Origin of the sequence: Lysinibacillus sp. NPDC056185, assembly GCF_047737915.1 — a bacterium.
Classification (GTDB): Bacteria; Bacillota; Bacilli; order Bacillales_A; family Planococcaceae; genus Lysinibacillus.
Genome location: NZ_JBLLLQ010000005.1, coordinates 240,500 through 258,849, shown reverse-complemented (window position 1 = coordinate 258,849; position 18,350 = coordinate 240,500). Strand labels below are relative to the sequence as shown.

The 18,350-nt window shown below is 37.1% G+C and carries 11 protein-coding genes; 3 read left to right on the top strand and 8 right to left on the bottom strand.

The annotated features are described in order from the left end of the window. Positions 1-141 precede the first annotated feature (141 nt). The 5 genes from ACMZ42_RS07835 to ACMZ42_RS07815 form a co-directional block, all read right to left on the bottom strand. A complete protein-coding gene (locus ACMZ42_RS07835; protein ID WP_415731085.1) occupies positions 142-2,037 on the bottom strand; it encodes an N-acetylmuramoyl-L-alanine amidase in 1,896 nt (631 codons plus the stop codon). A 247-nt stretch (positions 2,038-2,284) separates the two neighbouring features. Continuing rightward, positions 2,285-3,208: an NlpC/P60 family protein gene (locus tag ACMZ42_RS07830; protein ID WP_370078402.1), complete on the bottom strand. Its 924-nt coding sequence runs from the start codon at positions 3,206-3,208 to the stop codon at positions 2,285-2,287. Positions 3,209-4,183: 975 nt separating this feature from the next. Next, positions 4,184-5,266 (bottom strand): S-layer homology domain-containing protein, encoded by a 1,083-nt coding sequence (locus ACMZ42_RS07825; RefSeq protein ID WP_415731084.1) that lies wholly within the window; start codon positions 5,264-5,266, stop codon positions 4,184-4,186. A 307-nt stretch (positions 5,267-5,573) separates the two neighbouring features. Continuing rightward, on the bottom strand, positions 5,574-6,236 hold the full coding sequence (locus ACMZ42_RS07820; protein WP_415731083.1) for an S-layer homology domain-containing protein: 663 nt from the start codon (positions 6,234-6,236) through the stop codon (positions 5,574-5,576). Between the two features lie 59 nt (positions 6,237-6,295). Continuing rightward, on the bottom strand, positions 6,296-9,769 hold the full coding sequence (locus ACMZ42_RS07815) for a hypothetical protein (RefSeq protein ID WP_415731082.1): 3,474 nt from the start codon (positions 9,767-9,769) through the stop codon (positions 6,296-6,298). 594 nt (positions 9,770-10,363) lie between these two features. On the opposite strand from ACMZ42_RS07815, the gene ACMZ42_RS07810 reads away from it, so the two are divergent. From ACMZ42_RS07810 to ACMZ42_RS07800, 3 genes are read left to right on the top strand one after another with little or no spacing between them, the layout of a single operon-like run. Then, a complete protein-coding gene (locus ACMZ42_RS07810; protein ID WP_415731081.1) occupies positions 10,364-11,041 on the top strand; it encodes a hypothetical protein in 678 nt (225 codons plus the stop codon). Continuing rightward, a complete protein-coding gene (locus ACMZ42_RS07805; RefSeq protein ID WP_415731080.1) occupies positions 11,041-12,297 on the top strand; it encodes an HlyD family secretion protein in 1,257 nt (418 codons plus the stop codon). The genes ACMZ42_RS07810 and ACMZ42_RS07805 overlap by 1 nt, the downstream gene beginning before the upstream one ends. Positions 12,298-12,316: 19 nt before the next feature. Then, positions 12,317-12,595, top strand: a complete 279-nt coding sequence (locus ACMZ42_RS07800; protein ID WP_415731079.1) for a hypothetical protein — start codon at positions 12,317-12,319, stop codon at positions 12,593-12,595. Here the strand turns inward: ACMZ42_RS07800 and ACMZ42_RS07795 are convergent. The 3 genes from ACMZ42_RS07795 to ACMZ42_RS07785 all read right to left on the bottom strand — a co-directional run. Further along, positions 12,584-14,083: an S-layer homology domain-containing protein gene (locus ACMZ42_RS07795; RefSeq protein ID WP_415731090.1), complete on the bottom strand. Its 1,500-nt coding sequence runs from the start codon at positions 14,081-14,083 to the stop codon at positions 12,584-12,586. The two genes, ACMZ42_RS07800 and ACMZ42_RS07795, sit on opposite strands and share 12 nt — an antisense overlap. Before the next feature lie 365 nt (positions 14,084-14,448). Next, positions 14,449-17,601: an S-layer homology domain-containing protein gene (locus ACMZ42_RS07790; protein ID WP_415731078.1), complete on the bottom strand. Its 3,153-nt coding sequence runs from the start codon at positions 17,599-17,601 to the stop codon at positions 14,449-14,451. A gap of 463 nt (positions 17,602-18,064) precedes the next feature. Beyond that, on the bottom strand, positions 18,065-18,350 hold a 286-nt coding region (locus ACMZ42_RS07785), incomplete at its 5' end, for a hypothetical protein (RefSeq protein ID WP_415731077.1).

Genomic DNA, 18,350 nt, shown 5'->3' with positions numbered 1-18,350 from the left:
TTGTTTCTCGACAATTCAAGTATATATAAATCGGTGAATCTGTGCTTTTTTTATGCGTGGAATTATGTGAATACCCCAACAAATATTATAGAACCAAAAAAAGAGCTACATCGTTCATATTGAACAATGTAGCCCGTTTTATTATTTTTTCGCGTAGTATTGTGAAATTCCTTTGTAGATAGAATCAGCAAATAACTCAACATATTTATCAGTCGTCATTTTACCGCGGTCTTCATCATTTGTTAGGAAGCCTAGCTCGACTAAGATGGCTGGAATAATCGTGTTGCGAATAACATAGTATTGCTGTTCTTTAACACCACGATTTTTCATATTTAAGTTATTAACGATTTGATTATTTACAAATGTCGCAAGATCAATGTCTTCTTGATACATATCACCTGTTGAAATTGCATAATATGTTTCAGTACCTTGTGCAGAAGTATTTGCTGCTGAGTTTACATGGACACTTACGAAGATTTCACCGTAATTAGCATTTGTAAAATCAACGCGGTCTTGTAATGAAGGATACGTATCCCCTGTACGAGTCATATATACCTTCGCACCTGCAGCCTCTAGCTTTTGCTTCACAAGTGTGCTGACTTTTAATGTGATAGCTTTTTCGGAATAAGAACCTAAAACAGTTCCAGGGTCCTTACCACCATGACCTGGATCAAGAATGATAATTCGATTTTTCAATGGATTACCACTTTGATTTAGTAGCTTTAAGTATGATTTATGGACATACCCTTTTTGACCCTGATAAGTAACTTGTGCCCAATAACCGTTAATACTGTTTACTTGAATATATTCGCCCTTTTTCAGCTTACCTAGTACCGTAGAAGTTGAGTTAGCGTCTTTGCGAACATTTAAACTGTCAACCGTCACTCGACCTAATACATCACCAGAAACTGTTGGTGGAGTTGGATCTGGATTAGAAGGTTTTTCTACTTCAACGTCCTCTGTACTATTAGCCACGACATAGCCTGGTATACCGTTTACTACAGTTAGATGGTAGCCACTTACTGTCTTATAAACTGGTAATTTCGTTTTGCTATTAACTGTTGTAATAACTTTTGATGAAGAAGTTGGTTTTACGTAAACATTTAAATTTTGTGTTGCAGTAACTTGCTTTTGGACATTCCCTAATGCGTTACCGTCAGCATCTAAAAACTGTGCATACGTTTTATGAATATAAGCAAATGCACCTTTATAAGTAACCTTTAACCAGTCTCCTTCAACTGCATAGACTGATAGTTTACCACCTTTGTTTACTGTACCTACTATATTAGCAGTAGATGAAGAATCTTTTGATTTACGAATATTTAATCCGTCAGTTGTTACAGAAACTAAGCCAATGACCTGTTTTGTATCAGGTACACCTACACCTTTAACTGGTAGCTCTAAACGATACTTTTCACTTTTCGCACGCGCTATAAATAATGCAAACTGCGAACGTGTCACTTGGTTATTTGGATAATAATTTTGACCTGTTCCCTTTGTAATACCATTATAGTAAATCGTATTCACAAATGTAACATATGGATGAGTAATCCCTACGTCCACAAAAGGAGAATCGATATTTTGATATTCACTTGTATCAAGTTTAAAGGCTTTTGTTAATACATAACTCATTTCATCACGAGTTAAAGGCTTATCCGGTAAGAATTGCCCCTGAGTATTTGTTTTAAAGAAACCAAGCTGTATAGCGCGTTCTACATAGCCTGAAAGCTCTGTGCCGACTTTTACATCGGAAAAGCTTGATTTATTGACAACTAGTGGCTTGTTACCTGAAGAAATTACAGCCATTTTGGCAACTTGCCCACGCGTTACGTTATTATAAGGTTTATAATACGTTTTGCCGTTTTCCGTATATCCTTTAATAACACCTAAACTAACTAAATAATTGATCTCTTCATACGCTTCATGATCTTTAGGAACATCTACAAACCCACCACTTGCTTGGGCACTATGTATTGTAAACATAGAAGCTGAAATGAATAAGACGCATAATATAAGACTGACTTTCTTGAGGTTCAATGTCTTATTTCCTCCCTTCCTGTTCTCGTGTCCATTCTAGCAAAATTGCACAGACAAAACTATCATACGAATGTAACTAATCAACTGTTTTCTAGGCATCACCCCTATTTTTGGTATATTTCATAAAAAGAAGAGAGTCTGCAAGTGCAAACTCTCCTCAATTTATACTTATATAAAAGAACTTCCTTGCAATGTATTACTTTAAACGTAGCCCTTGTCTAAGTAATACGGAATTTGATTATTATTGTTATTTTTGTGCGCGTTCAATAAATGTTTGAAGTTGAGAAATTTTTAACATCTCATCGTAACCGAAGTTACCATTTCCAATACCTTCTGCAATACCATTTGAAGCAAGAATTGAAATAAATTCATTTGCCCAATGATTTGCAGGAGCATCAGCAAATGTTACAACATTGCCTTGTTGCTTTAATCCGAAGGCCTGTACTAATACTTTCGAGATTTGAGCACGTGTTATCGGTGAAGATGGATTAAATTTTCCACTACCATCACCAGCAAAGATACCTAACTTCGATACAGCAGCAATTGCACCAGCATGTTCATTTGTTGGTTTTACGTCTGTAAAATTCGTATTTTTATCGGATGTATCCAAGTTAAGTGCTTTAGCAATTTGCACTGCCACTTCAGCACGAGAAGCATAAACTGTAAAGTCAATCGCAGCTTCCTTTACTTCTTCTTTAACAGCTTCTGCTTGTTCACTATCAAATGTTGCTACACGTTTAGCACCAATGTAACGAGAACCCCAATAATAAGGATCATCTACATTTGAGTAACTAACACCTTTACCTGTTTGTGAATGAATCATTTTTCCGTCACCCATGTAAATAGATACATGCGAAACACCTTTACCACTAGTATTGAAGAATAGTAAATCTCCAACTTGAAGATCCTTCTTTGCTACCGCAGTACCTTGTTGATATTGTGAGCCTGATGTACGGTTTAATTCAATACCTAAATCTGCAAAGACTTTAGATGTATATCCTGAGCAATCGAGCCCTTTAGTAGTTGTACCTCCATAAAGATATGGAACACCTAAATATTTTGACGCTGTATCAGTAACATCAGATTCTGTAGCTGCTTCTGCTTTATCTATTTGAGTTGTTGTAAATAACATGAAAGATGCAAAAATCGGTAATAACCATTTCTTTTTCATATATTCGGTATACCCCTCTCAGAACTTTTTTGCCTATAAATAGACTATCATAAAAGATGCTATTTTAACTTTTCAATTGTGTAACGGTTTTTAAAGCACAAAAAAACACTGATATACCAACGTTTCGTGGTTTATCAGCGCTAAAATATGGGTATTAAATAATGGATATTCGGGATTTTTGTAACATTCCTGTAATATTCGCTACGCTTTGTCACAATAGATTACAAGATTTAGTGTAATTTCAATTTTTAACTGTTAAATATGAGCATTTACGATCCAATTTTCCTCTTAATGATGTAAGGGGTTCGCGTGGTATTTGATCACCTTTTGCGGGGATTTGCCTTTGCTTCGCAGGTATTCACCTTTGCTCCGCGAGTATTTACCTCTGCTTCGCGGGATTCGCCTCTGCTCCGCGCGGGTAATCGCCCCTGCTTCGCGGGTATTTACCTCTGCTCTGCGGGGATTCGACCCTTCTTCGCGAGTATTCACCTTTGCTCCGCGAGTATTTGCCTCTGCTTCGCGAGTATCCGCCCATCTTCGCTTCGCCGATATTCTCATGCTTCGCGCGGGTATTTGTCTCTGCTTCGCGGGTATTTGCCTATGCTCCGCGGGTATTCGACCCTTCTTCGCGAGTATTTACCTCTGCTTCGCGAGTATTTGCCTCTACTTCGCGAGTATTCGTCTATGCTCCGCGAGTATTTACCTCTGCTTCGCGAGCATTCACCTCTGCTTCGTGGGTATTTGCCTCTGCTCCGCGAGCATTCGCCTTTGCTTCGCGAGTATTTGCCTCTACTTCGCGAGTATTTGCCTTTGCTTCGCGAGTATTCGCCTCTGCTTCGCGGGTATTTGCCTCTGCTCCGCGGGGATTCGCCTCTGCTCCGCGGGGATTCGCCTCTGCTCCGCGAGTATTTACCTCTGCTCCGCGAGTATTCGCCTATGCTTCGCGCGGGTATCCCCTATCCCGCTTCGCATAGGCTATTGACTAGAAAATAACTGCACCCAATAGTAATATCCATTGCTATCAACTGCAATTGCTACCCCGGTATTTGTGTAATTTTCTCGTAAAATATTTTCACGATGTGCTGGTGAAGCCATCCATGCTTTGACGGCAGCTTCGGATGTTGGAATTTTTCTTCCTATATTCTCTCCTAAGCTCGTGTATGGATAATCGAATAATGTTGCCAAATCCCAGGGCATTCCGTAGTAAGGGGATTCATGCTCAAAATAATGTCGATTCACCATATCTTGTGCCTTAATAACGGCAATTTGCGTTAAAGCTGCATCATAGTTTAGGGGTTGTAGCTTTCTTTTTTGTCGTTCGACGTTGACTAAACGTATTACATCATTAGACATGGTTGGTGAATAATTTTTTGTTGGAATATAAGACTTGGATAAATAGTCGTAGGCTACCTCGAGATTTGTTATCTTCGCTGAAAAGTCGAGACTTCTTTCAACCAAAGAAGCAAATTGCGCACGTGTTACCAATCGATTTGGTGCAAATTGCTGTGCGTTGATCCCTTTAATAACACCAACATCTGCAAGTGATTCAATATAGTCTTTTGCCCAATGTCCCTCACTAACATCGCTAAACTTACTATGATTTTGAGAATCGACTTCAATTTGATACGCGAGAGTTAACATTTTGGCAATTTGTGCACGCTGTAAAGGTGCATCAGGGTTGAAGCAATCACCATTTTGTAATATCCCTAATTCCACTAAGGCACAAATTTCTTTATAGTACGAATGATTGGCTGATAAGTCTGTAAAATCAGGAGTGTACTCGGTATCTAGTTTTAGCTTCATGGAACGAGCAATTGCAGCTGCAGCCTCTGCCCTAGTAATCGGTTGTTCTGGTCTAAAGAAGCCATCCTGATAATTTGTCATATAATGCTTTTCTAGCATATGTTCTATTGCGCTTTTTGCCCAATGTGATTGTGAAACATCCTTTGCAATATTAGCTGCCAATACTTCTTCAGATGTGTTTGTCAGAGGCACAGCATATGATGTAGTCAGCAAAATAAGAGACATACCAACAACACTAGATACTTTTTTAAACATAGCTACCTCCTCCTTCATTCAAATTATGTATAGTACTCTAATGGAACAAATTTGCCACCACATGTTTTTCTAACGACCAAATTAGAGATCGTATCCATTTCAGTATCATGTTTGATTTCCCTCATGGCCCACGTGACGAGGGAATAAAAGCAATATCATCGTTCTAATTCGCAGTTTAAAGGTCTACCGATCCGACACCCGACTTTAGTTATGAGATACCCACATTCCATTATTACCTAATTTTACCTTTATTATTTTTAAAAAACCACTCTAAGATTGAAAATAACCTAAGAGTGAGTCTTCGCATTTATTCAACGCTAATAATATAGAAATCGTCTTCAGCTTTTTGCAAAGTGCGGTACAGGAATAAAACCATTTGACCGCGTCGAACATCTGTATAGGGTGAAAATGTTGTCGCACTAGTTCCTTGTGTAATCCCATAATCTAATAACGTTTGAATATTCTTATTAGTTTCATTATCATCTTTAGTAAAATCTGAAAAAGGCGCAGATAATGTTGTTGCCTGCTGTAAATTAAAGCCAAGTGTCAATATCTTTGCCATTTGACTTCGTTTAATAAAATGATCTGGATTATAATTTGTACCTTTTTGGATAATACCCTTTTCAGCAAGCGCGGCAATATGCCCGTAATATTTATGAGAAGTCGGTACATCATTGAAGCCAGGATTTACGACATTTTTTGTCTCCAATTTTAGAGCTTCAGCCAAAAAGTATGCCGCTTCCCCTCGTGTTAAATTTTGATAAGGACTAAACGTAGTCGATGTTGTCCCAAATACAATTCCCTGGCTATATAATTCACTAACTGCCTTGTATAGTTCTGCTTCGCTTCCGCTATTTTTTATATCTGTAAATGGCATTGCAGCTGCTTCTGCAGGCATGGCTGCAACACAGGGAACAACTACTGCCGCAGTTGCAAAAGCCCATGCTTTATGTACCTTCTTAGTCGACAAGTTAACGCTCCCTTTCCTTATTATAAAGAAAGAAAAGAGGGACTTGCCCTCTCTCCTTATTACAAACCTAATGTTCTTATATGATCCTGTAAAATACGGTAATTATATACTAAATCCTGTTGCTCAAGAGTAAGTGCGTCGTATAGTTTTTGTGCAGCCAGTACTTTCTTTTCAAACGTTTTAGCGTCTGGATCCAGCTCGCCAATCGCATTCACTACTTTTAACACTACTGCTACATCTTTTTCTGCTTTCTTTAAAGTATCGTAGTTAAGAACTTGTCCTTTTACTTTAGAATCTAATGCTTTATATGCAGCAGAAGCATTCGCTACATCTTGAATATATGTGCTAGAAGCCGGATTAAGACCAGCTATAATCTCAACAACTTTCTTTACTTCACTCATATTTTTCTCAGCTTCAAGCAAAATATTGTAATTAGATACTCGTTGCTTATCTGTAGTACTTAAGCTATCGTAATCTTTTCGTACAGATTCTATCATACCGAAATACAATTTGTCGCTTGGCTTTAAAGCTGCAATACTTTGATAAACTTTAATAACGTTATCTATTGATAGAAGCAGCTGATCGTTATAAACATATTTACGCTGAGTGGCAGTAAGATTATCATATGCTTTTAAAATCTTTTGATATTGGCTGTCCATATTTTTCGATGTCATAAGTTTATCAATCTCATTGACAACACTAATGACAGGCTTAATAATTTTTTCTTGCTCTTGCAATGTTTTATAGTTTTCAACCGCATATTGTTGATCTTTTGGTAATGCATTATATGCTGCACGTATCTCTTCTATACGTTTAATATATTGATTTGCCGGGACAGTCGGAAGCTCATCAATCATGCGCTGTACATTTCCTGCACCTAAGATGCTTGTTTCAGCAGCTTGTAATAAATTGTAGTTTGTGACATATTGCTGCATATCCTTACTTAGAGCATTGTATAATGCTCGAGCTTGTACTGTATCTGCATTGAACGTTTTACTTGACGGCTTTAGTTTGCCAATTAATTCAATCACTTTGGCAGTTGGCTCATAGCTTTGTAGAATAGCAATATTATTGACATATAGTTTTTGGTCTTTTGTCAGTTTATCGTACGCTTTTCGCGCTGAGTTTACTTGACTGACAAATTTACTTGTGCCCGGCTCTATACCATCGATTTGCACCATAGTATTTAAAATTGCTTTTACTTCTTTTTCACGATCTGTTAACACCTTCACATTAGAGACAAGCTTTTTCTGTCCTGATGTTAGCTTATCGTAAGCAACGCGAGCATTCATAAGCTTCGTTAAGTAATCTGGATCAGTAGGCACTGCCGCGTCTATCAATTCAATAACTATATGCGCAGATTTCAGCTCAGTCTCAGCTGTGACAAGCTTTTCATAGTTTGTGACAGCAGTTTGCTTTTCTGGTGGTAATGCATCGTAATTTTTGCGCGCAGAATCTAAATCATTTAAAAATGTTTTACTTGTCGGTTTCAATGTTTCAATCAAACCTATTAATGTAGCAACATCTTCAACTGCTGTTAGCTGATTGTAGTTTGTTACGCGTTTTTGTGAGGCAGAGTCTAATGCATTGTACGCCTTACGCGCTGCCAAAACCTTTTTTGTATAATCCTTATTTGCTGGATTTAAAGCTGCAATTGCATTAAAAACCTTCACAACATTGGCATTATTTTTCTCATAAGTTGTTAATGTCTTGGATTGTGTTACTAATTTTTTCGCATTTTTATCCATCTTTTTATATTCTGCAGACATCGCTGCTACTTTCGCTACAAACGTAGCATCTGGCTCATTAGCTAAAGCGATAACACGATCATCGAAATTTTTAGCTGTAGTAATATAGCCGTCCGCGATTTGAAGATCAGGATAATTCGTTACAAGTTTTTGCCCGTTAGGTGATAGTTTCTCATAATCAGCAAATAACGCCTTGACTGCTTCTGTATATGTTTTTTGCGATGGATTCAAAGCCATGATGCGTGCCACAATATCCATCGCCTCTACTTGATCCCCCAACGATTTATAGCTTTTCACATATTCGCGTTTTGCAGAATCTAACTTTTGGTAAGCAGTATTCGCAGCCTTCGCTTTTTTAGTATAATCTTTCACAGTTGGGTCAAGCTTTTCCACTAGCGCAATTACATTTAAAACTGCTTTATATGATTTTTCCGAGCTTGTTAGTTCTGACAAATTGTTGACGATTTTTTTGACTGTGGCAGGATCTATTTTCTTCCCGTCAGGTGATACTGGTGTATTGTAAGCTGCACGCGCTTGCTCTATTTGAGTAATTTTGTCCGAAGCATTGGCAATTCCAGCAATGAGTTTCTCAATTTCTTGCGCTGCCGCTATATTTGCTTCAGCTAAGTCTAAGTCAGCGCTATTTTTTACAAAATCTTTTTTGTCTAATGTTGATAAGGCATCTTTAATAGCCTTTACAGAAGTTCGATAATCTGCATTATTTGACGGTTTTAGTGCTGTAATTTGCTTGGAAATATCAGCGGCAGCTTTAAATAGCTTAAACGTTTCATAATTCGTAACTAAATTCTTTGAGCCAGCATCTAGTTTATTGTAGGCAGTTTCAATCGCTGTTACTGCACTAATAAAGTTTGTAGCAGATGCGAATTCCCCTGAGCTCTTGTTTGTCAGCTCTGTAATTTTCGCAATTACTTGATCAGCTGATGATAAGTTGGCTAATACTTCTGTATATTTTTTGTATGGTGTTACCGTTGCATTATTTGGATTATAGGCTGTAATAATTTTCTTTTGATCAGCTGTGAGCTTGTTTAGTTCAGTTGTTATTTCAGTAACAGCTTTGGCAATGTCAGTAGAAGTGGATGACTGGTTGTTTAGGATATCAATAAAAGAATCTAACTTTTTAATTGCCTGACCTACATCTTCTGCATCCTTGTACATTTTTAAAAGCTTCTCAATATCTGCACCGTTCTTTTTGAAATAATCATTACGCTCTTGTACTCCATAGCCGTATTGCGTTGATGTACCTCGAACTGCCGAAACAAGGTCCTTAGCATCCGCTGACGCAAGGGCTGCATTTACAGCACTCTCGAAAGTCTTTTGAACTTTTATATAGGCTTCAGTGTCTGAACCTAAAAAAGTATTGTACTCTTTATTAACTTCTGTAGCTTCATCAACAAATGTTTTACTTGTATAAGATAACTTACTTATTTTGGCTCCAATAGTCTTTAATTTAGCCAATAAATCTCGTTGAGCTACAACATACTCGTATTTCGCTTTAATAAAATTGATTTCATCGGGTTTGAAGTCTGTAGTACTTAAAACTGCTACATCCCCCTTTGCTATCACCATTTCATCATTAGTTGAAGTAACAGATAATTTGCCAAATTGTGCAATGGTTTGTGCTCTAGTGTCTACTGCCGCTACATTCACATTAGCTACTTGATCTGCCTGAGAAATTGTTTGAGGTTGTCCTTCTTGAGCATTGGCAATTGCTGTCGGAGTTAGTAATAGACTTGTTATTACACCAACCTGTAGTGGTTTCTTCAAAATGCCCACCCTTTCTTTTTTATAGGTAAATAGATATGTATCATTTATTTCTAATTTGCTACCTTTTGTATCGGTGCATTTTATCCTATTTCAAGCTAATCTATTAAAGAAGCTCATCCTCTTCACTAACAGCAAGATAATTTTTTTAGATTAAATAGTCTTTTTATAGGAAGTTATTGTTAGGATACTATATAATTGATTTATGTGCATTGATCTGGAAGAAATTTTGGCAAAAGATGACTAATTTCGAGTAAAAATGCTAAATAGACTTTAGCTGAACAAATTTACTACCTAATAAATAGGTGCAGCTGACGGCAATTTTCGTGTACAAACGAAGCGTAGAGGAATCAGCGCTCGTCTGCGGAAAGCGCTACTCTATATGTACTTACACCTTATATTTTCCAGGAAATATTTTGTTGAAACATTACTCAGATTGGTAATTAAAAGCTTTGTATAATTGTCTAAAATAACGATTAAATTTTCTCTTTTTCGAGGGAAATCAATGAAAAACTTAGCATTTCTACTATATTATTTTCCATTAATTAGGTGTATACTACAACTTTACTATTTAATTTACGAGAAAGGGAGCTATATATGTTTTATCAATATAAATTTTGGCACAGCTTAATGCATCCCGCTTATTTTACCCAAGCTGTTGAACAAGGAGAAATAAGAGGCTATAAAAAGCGATCCTTCGCAGTTTTTATACTCTTTTTGCTTCTATTCATCGTTCGTGAGTTTTGGGGCATGGGTACTGAGAGCTTAACAACATTATTTGCATCGAATCATCCAACTGAATACTATACAGCCCGTTTACTATCAATGGTTGGAGTTATTGCCTGGGGAGTCATCTATTATTGCTTCCATTATTATGGCGTTACATACTTGTTACATCTATTAACAGACATTCCTTACAAATGGATTCAGAAGGTACAACTTTATGTAATGGTATTTTTACTTATTGAAAAGACAATTTTATTTGCTGTATTTTATGCAGTTGGTTACACTACAAACTTCTCCTTCTTCTCACTTGCACCTATAGCTCAGCAAGTAATTGATAAGGATTATGTACTATTTGCTATCAATCAACTAACCGTAGCAACAGTATTAACAATTATTGTGCAATACACGTTCCTCTCAAAATGGGAGGAATGGTCAGATCGAAAGGCATTATTAGCAAAAATTATTGGGCTATATGTAGTAATGGCTATTTTTATCGGAATGATTAGTGTGTTACCACTACAAGAATGGATTACAAGGGGGTTAGGATGATGCGCTTTATCAAATCCAGACCTTGGACAAGTTTAAGTATTTTTGTGATAGCGTTATTAATTGGTGTAAATGCTTATTTTGTATTTAAGGATGATAGTAAAGTAGCAAGATCCTACTTTATCAATGAATTCCAAAGAGCTACACCTGGTGATCGTGTAGAGACGGTGGAAAAGGATACGATTGTTGCACCAACACAAACCTATACGATTTCAGCAGATGCGAAAAATCTTGCTGCAATAGATGTAACACGTGGGCAGGAAGTACATGCCAATGATTTACTAGCTACCTACAAAACAGAGGAAGTTGACGGTGAATTAGCAAAGCTTGAGGCTGAACGCATTGCTTACGAAACTGAATTAAGTGATTTAGAATCTGCTTTAGCGGACATAGAATCTGAATACGGTGAAGGCAATGACCCAAAAAGCTCTATTAATACCGACCAAATTAGTGAGAAGTTAAACGTCTCTGTTAAATTTGAATTAGGTCAGCAAGCTTCTCCATCAACTGCAGTGGCAATACTGAACCGTCACATTGCGGAGACCAATCGTCAAGTAGCATTAATAGATGCACAAATTGGCGAAATTAAAGCGCGCCAAGGTGTTATTTGCCCAGTAGATGGTGTCATCTCAAAAATCACTGAAGAAGCTGGTGCAGTAACATTTGAAATTTATTCATCTGAAAAGTCTATGTTAGCTTACTTATCCGAGGATGAATGGCAAAAGGTTGAAGATGGACAAACCGTTAGTTTTAAACTACCGCATAACGACAATGAGCTATCAGGTATTGTATTTCAAAAACAAATGATACCAACAAATAATGAATCCCTTTGGGCAAATGCACTAGCTAAGTCAGCAAAGCTACCAAAGCCTACAAGCTATGAGGTAATATTGCATCAGGATGACATACTAGAAAACATTCCATTTTCAACTGTCGGTAAGGCTTCTATTACCGTAAATCAGGCATCCAACGCACTTAAGGTGAAGTCCGCATGGGTGAAGGCTGGAAAGAATAATAAACATAGCGTTTATACGATTGATGAAAATGGCAAAATACGCCTTGAAGATATCGAGGTTGCCTTTACAACGGCAGATTCTACTATCTTTACAGGCTATATGGATGCTGGAACACCTATTATTGCAAATGAACAACGCAATATTTTAGCTCGCTCCTTCCGTTCAATACCTCTTAAAAAAATCGAATGGCGAGATTTTAAAGAGATTGGTTGGAAAGACTACGTGAAATATATTGTCTTTTAGTATATAAAAGCCTCCCCGAATGAACAATTGGGGAGGCTTTTGTGTTGTTAGCGGTTTTTTGATGCTTATCAGCAATTTAACTGGCTTTATCAGCGATTCTCCGATTTTTATCAGCGATTTATCTGGTCTTATCAGCGATTCTCCGATTTTTATCAGCGATTTACCTGGTCTTATCAGCGATTCTCCGATTTTTATCAGCGATTTATCTGGTCTTATCAGCGATTCTCCGATTTTTATCAGCGATTTACCTGGTTCTATCAGCGATGTTCTCTTTTCTACCGGTTTCTTAATTAAATGATGAATTTTCCATCTGTTCTTGTGTCGCTAGTTCATAGTTCATTGCTGTTATACCACTTACCTCATAGACCATGCCATGTACATATAGTTTCTCACCATTTTCTCCATTTAGACGGACAGAAAAAATAGAATTACCTTTTCCGACTTTTTTTACAGTTATACCATCTGCTGAAAGCTCGACATCAACTATTTTATAATCATGCATTGCACCTGTGTATTGCTCTATTTTGAAATCTTTCACATTAAAGCCAATTTCACTTTTTGGAATGAACGTGCTGTTTTTTTCAACCGCTGATGTTGTATACAATTCATAGCCATCAGATTCTGCACGGATGCCTACACGTACCGAATGTCCTTTATTATCAGAGAAAGTCGCAATATAGTCACCTGCTTGCGATAACGAAAGCACGTAGTTACCGCCCTTAGGAATCGATTGTTCCTCCCAGCCATCAAATTTATATGGCTTATAGCTGAAAACTTTATCACTAACAGCATGTCCAGCAGCTGTAGTTAGCTGAATATTTTTCGGATCAAAGCCTAAATCTTGCTCTAAGAACAGTGCTGATCCCGGGGTAACTTCATCTGTTGGCTGACAGTTAATTTGTAATTTTCCATCTACTTTTGTTACATCAATTTTATATTTTTGCATGTCGACTATTTCATAATTTTCATCATTATCAATATTGTAGCCAATCAGCATGAAATTGCCAGACCCCTCTCGTAACGCCTCAATCTTCACATCGTTATTTGTTCGAAGAATGCGGAAAAATTCATGCTCTCCATCTGGCGCTAGATTATCGTTAGAATAAGCATCAATATTAGTTGAATTAAACTCCTGTGCAGTAAATGTTTGGACCACTCGTTTAGCCTGCATAGCTTCAAGACGATGAATAAATAACGCAAGCTGCGAACGATTGACAGTCTCTTTTAAACCAAAAGTAGTTGGTGAAATCCCCTTCGTTATATTATTCTCAAACAATGGAGCGACTGCGTAATAAGCATCTGAATATTTTACAATATCCTTAAATGGTAATGTCTGACCAACTTCAGTAGTTTCTAAATGGTATGCCGTTGTTAGCATTCGCGCTAATTGTTCACGTGTAATCGCTTGATTGACACCGAAGCTCCCATCCGCAAACCCTGAGATAATCCCTTCACTTTCCAAGGCTGCGATTGCCCCATAATATTCATCGCTCGGCTTTACATCAGTAAATTGTGGATCCATTACATTTTTAGTATCCAACCCTAAAAGACCTGCCAAAATCTTCGATGCCTGTCCACGCGTCACTTCAGCGAATGGCTTAAATGTGCCATCTGTATAACCTTTAATAATTCCGCGCTCTGCTAAATCCTTTACCGCAACACCGTATTCCTTCGTGTAATCAACATCGGAAAATTTATCTGTTGCTTGTGCAGTTGGTACTACTACAATCGCACTTGTCGCTAAAGCAGCAACTAATGCCCCCTGAAATAAAGTATGCTTCTTCATCACCGGCTCAGCCCCTTAACATATTTTGTCTATCATACTATTATAATACGTATAAGGGAATCCAAATATTTCATAATCTACTATTATAAAAAATCTCGTTTTTCTAGTTTTTATAGCGAAAGTTGGGTGAGACACTCTATGAAGTCTCATCTAATGACTACCAAGTTCGTCGGTTCGAGATGCTATCTGTTATTTTGCGGATTCAGTTCTTCGTTTCGACTTTTCTTTTCGTCGTTCTCTCTTCTTTCCATCGCTAGTTTTTCTTTCCGTCACTCTCGCTTCTCTATTCATCGCCATAATTTTCCCCATAAAAAAACAGTGGAGAGTTCGATTAACTCGAACCTCCACTGTATATAAAATATTTCTTAGTTGTTTTTGAAGTCTTGTTTAGCTGTAATTTTTACAAGCTCTGCACTTTGACCACCAATGTTTACACGAGCATTGAATACGTCTCCAGCTTTACCTGTAGCAGATGCTGCAGCTGTACCGTTTTGGCTGAATACTACTTCACCAGAAACTTTAGATAAAGTTAATGTTGTAGCAGCAGTTAATTTGCCATCAAATGTAGCTTTACCTTTATCTGCACCTGTTTCAGCAACAGTTGCCATTACGCCGTATTGGTCAGTAACAACTACGTCAGCTAATTGGAAGAATGCATCTAAGTCGAAGTTAGCAGCTACATTGTAAGAAGAAGTTGTTACGAAGTTAACAGCTTCACCATCAATGTATTGTTGAGCTTTATTGTTTTCTACTACAGCAACTTTTTCTACTTTAGGAGCAACGTTAGAGAATGTTACTTCTTTCACGATTTCTTCACCAGTAGCATTGATTGTGATTGTTACTTTTGCAGTTGTAGTTTTCGCATCTTTATCGAATTCTACTTTAGCCGCATCATCAGTAGTAATTTTACCATCTTCAACGCCTGTAAGAACTGCAGATTTTACTGTGTAGTCAGAACCAGCTTTAAGTGTAACTTCTCCACCATTAGCAGTTACTGCTTTCACTACGATGTCTTTTCCATATTCAGTTGGGATTGCAAAAGATCCTGCAGTACCAGTTACATAGATAGGTTTGATATCTTCTACTTTATAAGAAGTGAACGAGCTATCTTTTACAACTGAGAATTGTTTAGAGTAAGAGCTTGCTTCAACTGCAGTATCATCCGCAACTTTTACAAGTTTGAATGTTACATTAGCAGTTGTTTTAGTAGCGCCTGCTTTGTATGTTACTGTGATTTTGTTGTTAGCAGCATCTTTAATTTCACCTGCTACAGTGAATGGTGCATCCGCATCTGTGAATGCTTTGATTGTGTAACCTGCTGTTGCAAGTTTTGCAAGAAGCTCGTCAGTTGAAATAACTTGACCGAATTGGTCTTCAACTACGATATCTTTTGCAGCAATTTCTACTTTTTCATCAGCAAGTTCACGGATAGCTGTGCTTACTTTGCTATTTAAGCCAGTGATTACTTTTGGTTCAGTAGCTGATTTAGGGATAACTGTTTGAGTTGCAACTTTACCAGTTGAAGATGTCACAACAACAGTTACTGGTGCGTTTTCTACTACGTTAGCACCTGCTACTTTTGTATAAAGCTCACCGTCTTTTTCTACTAAAGTACCACCAGTAATAGTGATACCTTTAGAACCGCCTAATACAGCAGTATCTTTAATTGCATTACCTTGTTTGTCTAAAACAGATAATGGGAATAGGATGTCTGCTCCAGCAGTAGCAACTTTTGTTGGTGCGCCTAATGTTACTGAATCAGCACGTAAACCTTCAGCAACTTTCACTGTTGCTTGACCGTTTTTACCAGTTGCTTTAGCGATAACGATTACGTTTGTATCACCAGTTGCTACAATGTTAGTAACAGGAAGTACAACTACATCTTTACCTTCGATTGTTTGTTTTTCAAATGCACCAAATGTTGCAACAGCTTGGTTTGTATTCGTTACAAGAACCTCACCATTTAGACGGTTTAAGTCAGTAACTTCTTTACCGTATTGGTCTTTTACAGTAACAGGAAGATAGAATTTATCTTTTGCTAAAGTAGTATCTTCAGTTAAAGTTTTGCCATCTTTATTGTAAAGAGCTCCAATTGTTACATCAGATGCTACAGTTTTAGCAGAAACTGTTACAGTTTGTGTTGTTGTAGTTGCAGTTGAACCGTGGATCACTGTAAGTACTACTTTGTCGCCTTCTTTAAGACCAGCAGCTTTAGTAATAGTGATTGAGCCGTCTGCATTTGCAACTGCAGAATCAGCGCCTGCTGCAGAAAGTGTTAAAGATGAAGCATTTAATTTTGTAATATCTTCACCATATTGGTTTTTAATTTGGTAACCGATTGTAGCTGTATTATCACCAGTTGATGGAGCTACTTCACCAAGAATATCAATAGTAGAAACTTTTTCGTCTTCTGTTTTCACAGAACCAGTTAGTGCTTCATCTGAAAGGCCAGTTACGTTTACAGTGAATTCACCTTTTGTAATTTTGCTTGTTAATTCAATTGTTGCAACTGTTTTATCTTCGTTCCAAGTAATAGAAGAGAAGTTAGATTTGAAGCCATCTTTTTTAAGCTCAAATTTAGCTTTTTCAGTTTCAACTGGTTTATTGAATGTTACAGCTAAAGTTTTTGCATTTACTGCATCAACAGATTTTACTTTTACCGCAGTTACATATGTAACTTCAGCAGAATAAGTTTTGCCATCGATCTCGAACTCTACTTTAGTTTCTTTGTTTTCTGGAAGTGGAGTTGGTAATGTTACCTTATGTGTTTTGTCATCAGAAAGTGTTACTTCTAATGTTGTTGCATCTACAACTTTAACTTCTTTAACAGTTAAAGTTGCTTCTTCACCAAAGCTATCAATTGAACGGCTTAAGAATGATGCAAATTGACCGCGTGTTAATGAGTTTTTAGGATTGAACTGTTGGATATTTTCAACGTTTGTAATACCAGCATATTCTAATGCGATGATTGCTTCACGATTTTCTGTAGCTGTAGCTTTGTCTAAATCAGTGATAACAGATTCGAAGTCTTCATCCGCTTTGTACTCAGCTACTAAATCTACGTTATAAACAGTTTTGATAGCACGTACTAAAACAACAGCCATTTGCTCACGGTTCATGTTATTAGCTTGCATTAATTGGTTGTTTGCGCCTTTGAATACGCCAGTATCTTTAACAAGTGCTGCATATTGTAATAACTCTTTGTCAGATGTTGTTGTTGGTAAATCAGAGAAACGAGCTTCTGTTGCATAGTCTGCAGGAATTTCGTAATTTTCTGACACTAACCATTTTCCTAAGAACTTTGTTACATTACCGCGTGTAACAACAGCATTCGGCTTGAATGTACCATCTGGGTATCCAGATACGATTTTAGCGTCTGCTAATGCTAAAATAGCGTCCTCGTGATCATTGCCTTTAATATCAGAAAAGCTTGCTGCGCTTGCTGCTGGTACGATTGCTGATGCTACTAGGGCTGCTGAAGCTGCGCCTACAACCCATTTACTATATTTTTGTTTCATATGAAATTACCTCCTAGATAAATTAGCCAATATTCGTGACTACGACTTCATTATAAGATTACGAGATAATAAATTTCAAAATGAAATACCTGGAATGAAAAATGTGGTAACACCTTAGTTTTAAAGGTTTTATACCCATATTTTGTACAAATATTGTTATGGCTACCATCCCGAAAATTAACAGACAAACCTTACTGCCACAAGGAAAATATACCATCTTACCCATGTCATTTTTACCATCCAAATTTCTACAATTTTCGACTTTTAAACAATAATTGATTAAAAACCATTAGTGAACAATTCGTGAACTCATGTCACAATTAGGTAGGTAATTTATTCTTGTATTCCCTATATTCTATTAGAATTTTCCATAAGTTTTATACATTATTAGTTTTTTGGTATATTCCATAAGCCATTTTTCGTTCAGAAATTGACTTGTGAATTGGCACTTTTTTATCAGCAATTACAGTAATTCTATCAATATTTGGTATTTTATCAATGGTTTTCTTGTGGGTATCAACGATTCTGTTTTTTTATCAGCGATCTTCTTGGGGGTATCAGCGACTCTTGACTCTTTATCAGCGATTTTCTTTGGGGTATCAGCGATTCTTGGCTTTTTATCAGCGATTTTCTTGAGCTTATCAGCGATTCTTGGCTTTTTATCAGCGATCTTCTTGAGCTTATCAGCGATTCTAAGCTTTTTATCAGCGATCTTCTTGAGCTTATCAGCGATTCTAAGCTTTTTATCA

Bases quoted from the DNA above. Each gene is read 5' to 3' on its own strand.
- ACMZ42_RS07805 (WP_415731080.1), top strand. From the start codon at position 11,041: ATGCGCTTTATCAAATCCAGACCTTGGACAAGTTTAAGTATTTTTGTG.
- ACMZ42_RS07790 (WP_415731078.1), bottom strand. From the start codon at position 17,601: ATGAAACAAAAATATAGTAAATGGGTTGTAGGCGCAGCTTCAGCAGCC.
- ACMZ42_RS07800 (WP_415731079.1), top strand. From the start codon at position 12,317: ATGAACAATTGGGGAGGCTTTTGTGTTGTTAGCGGTTTTTTGATGCTT.
- ACMZ42_RS07825 (WP_415731084.1), bottom strand. From the start codon at position 5,266: ATGTTTAAAAAAGTATCTAGTGTTGTTGGTATGTCTCTTATTTTGCTG.
- ACMZ42_RS07830 (WP_370078402.1), bottom strand. From the start codon at position 3,208: ATGAAAAAGAAATGGTTATTACCGATTTTTGCATCTTTCATGTTATTT.
- ACMZ42_RS07810 (WP_415731081.1), top strand. From the start codon at position 10,364: ATGTTTTATCAATATAAATTTTGGCACAGCTTAATGCATCCCGCTTAT.
- ACMZ42_RS07795 (WP_415731090.1), bottom strand. From the start codon at position 14,083: ATGAAGAAGCATACTTTATTTCAGGGGGCATTAGTTGCTGCTTTAGCG.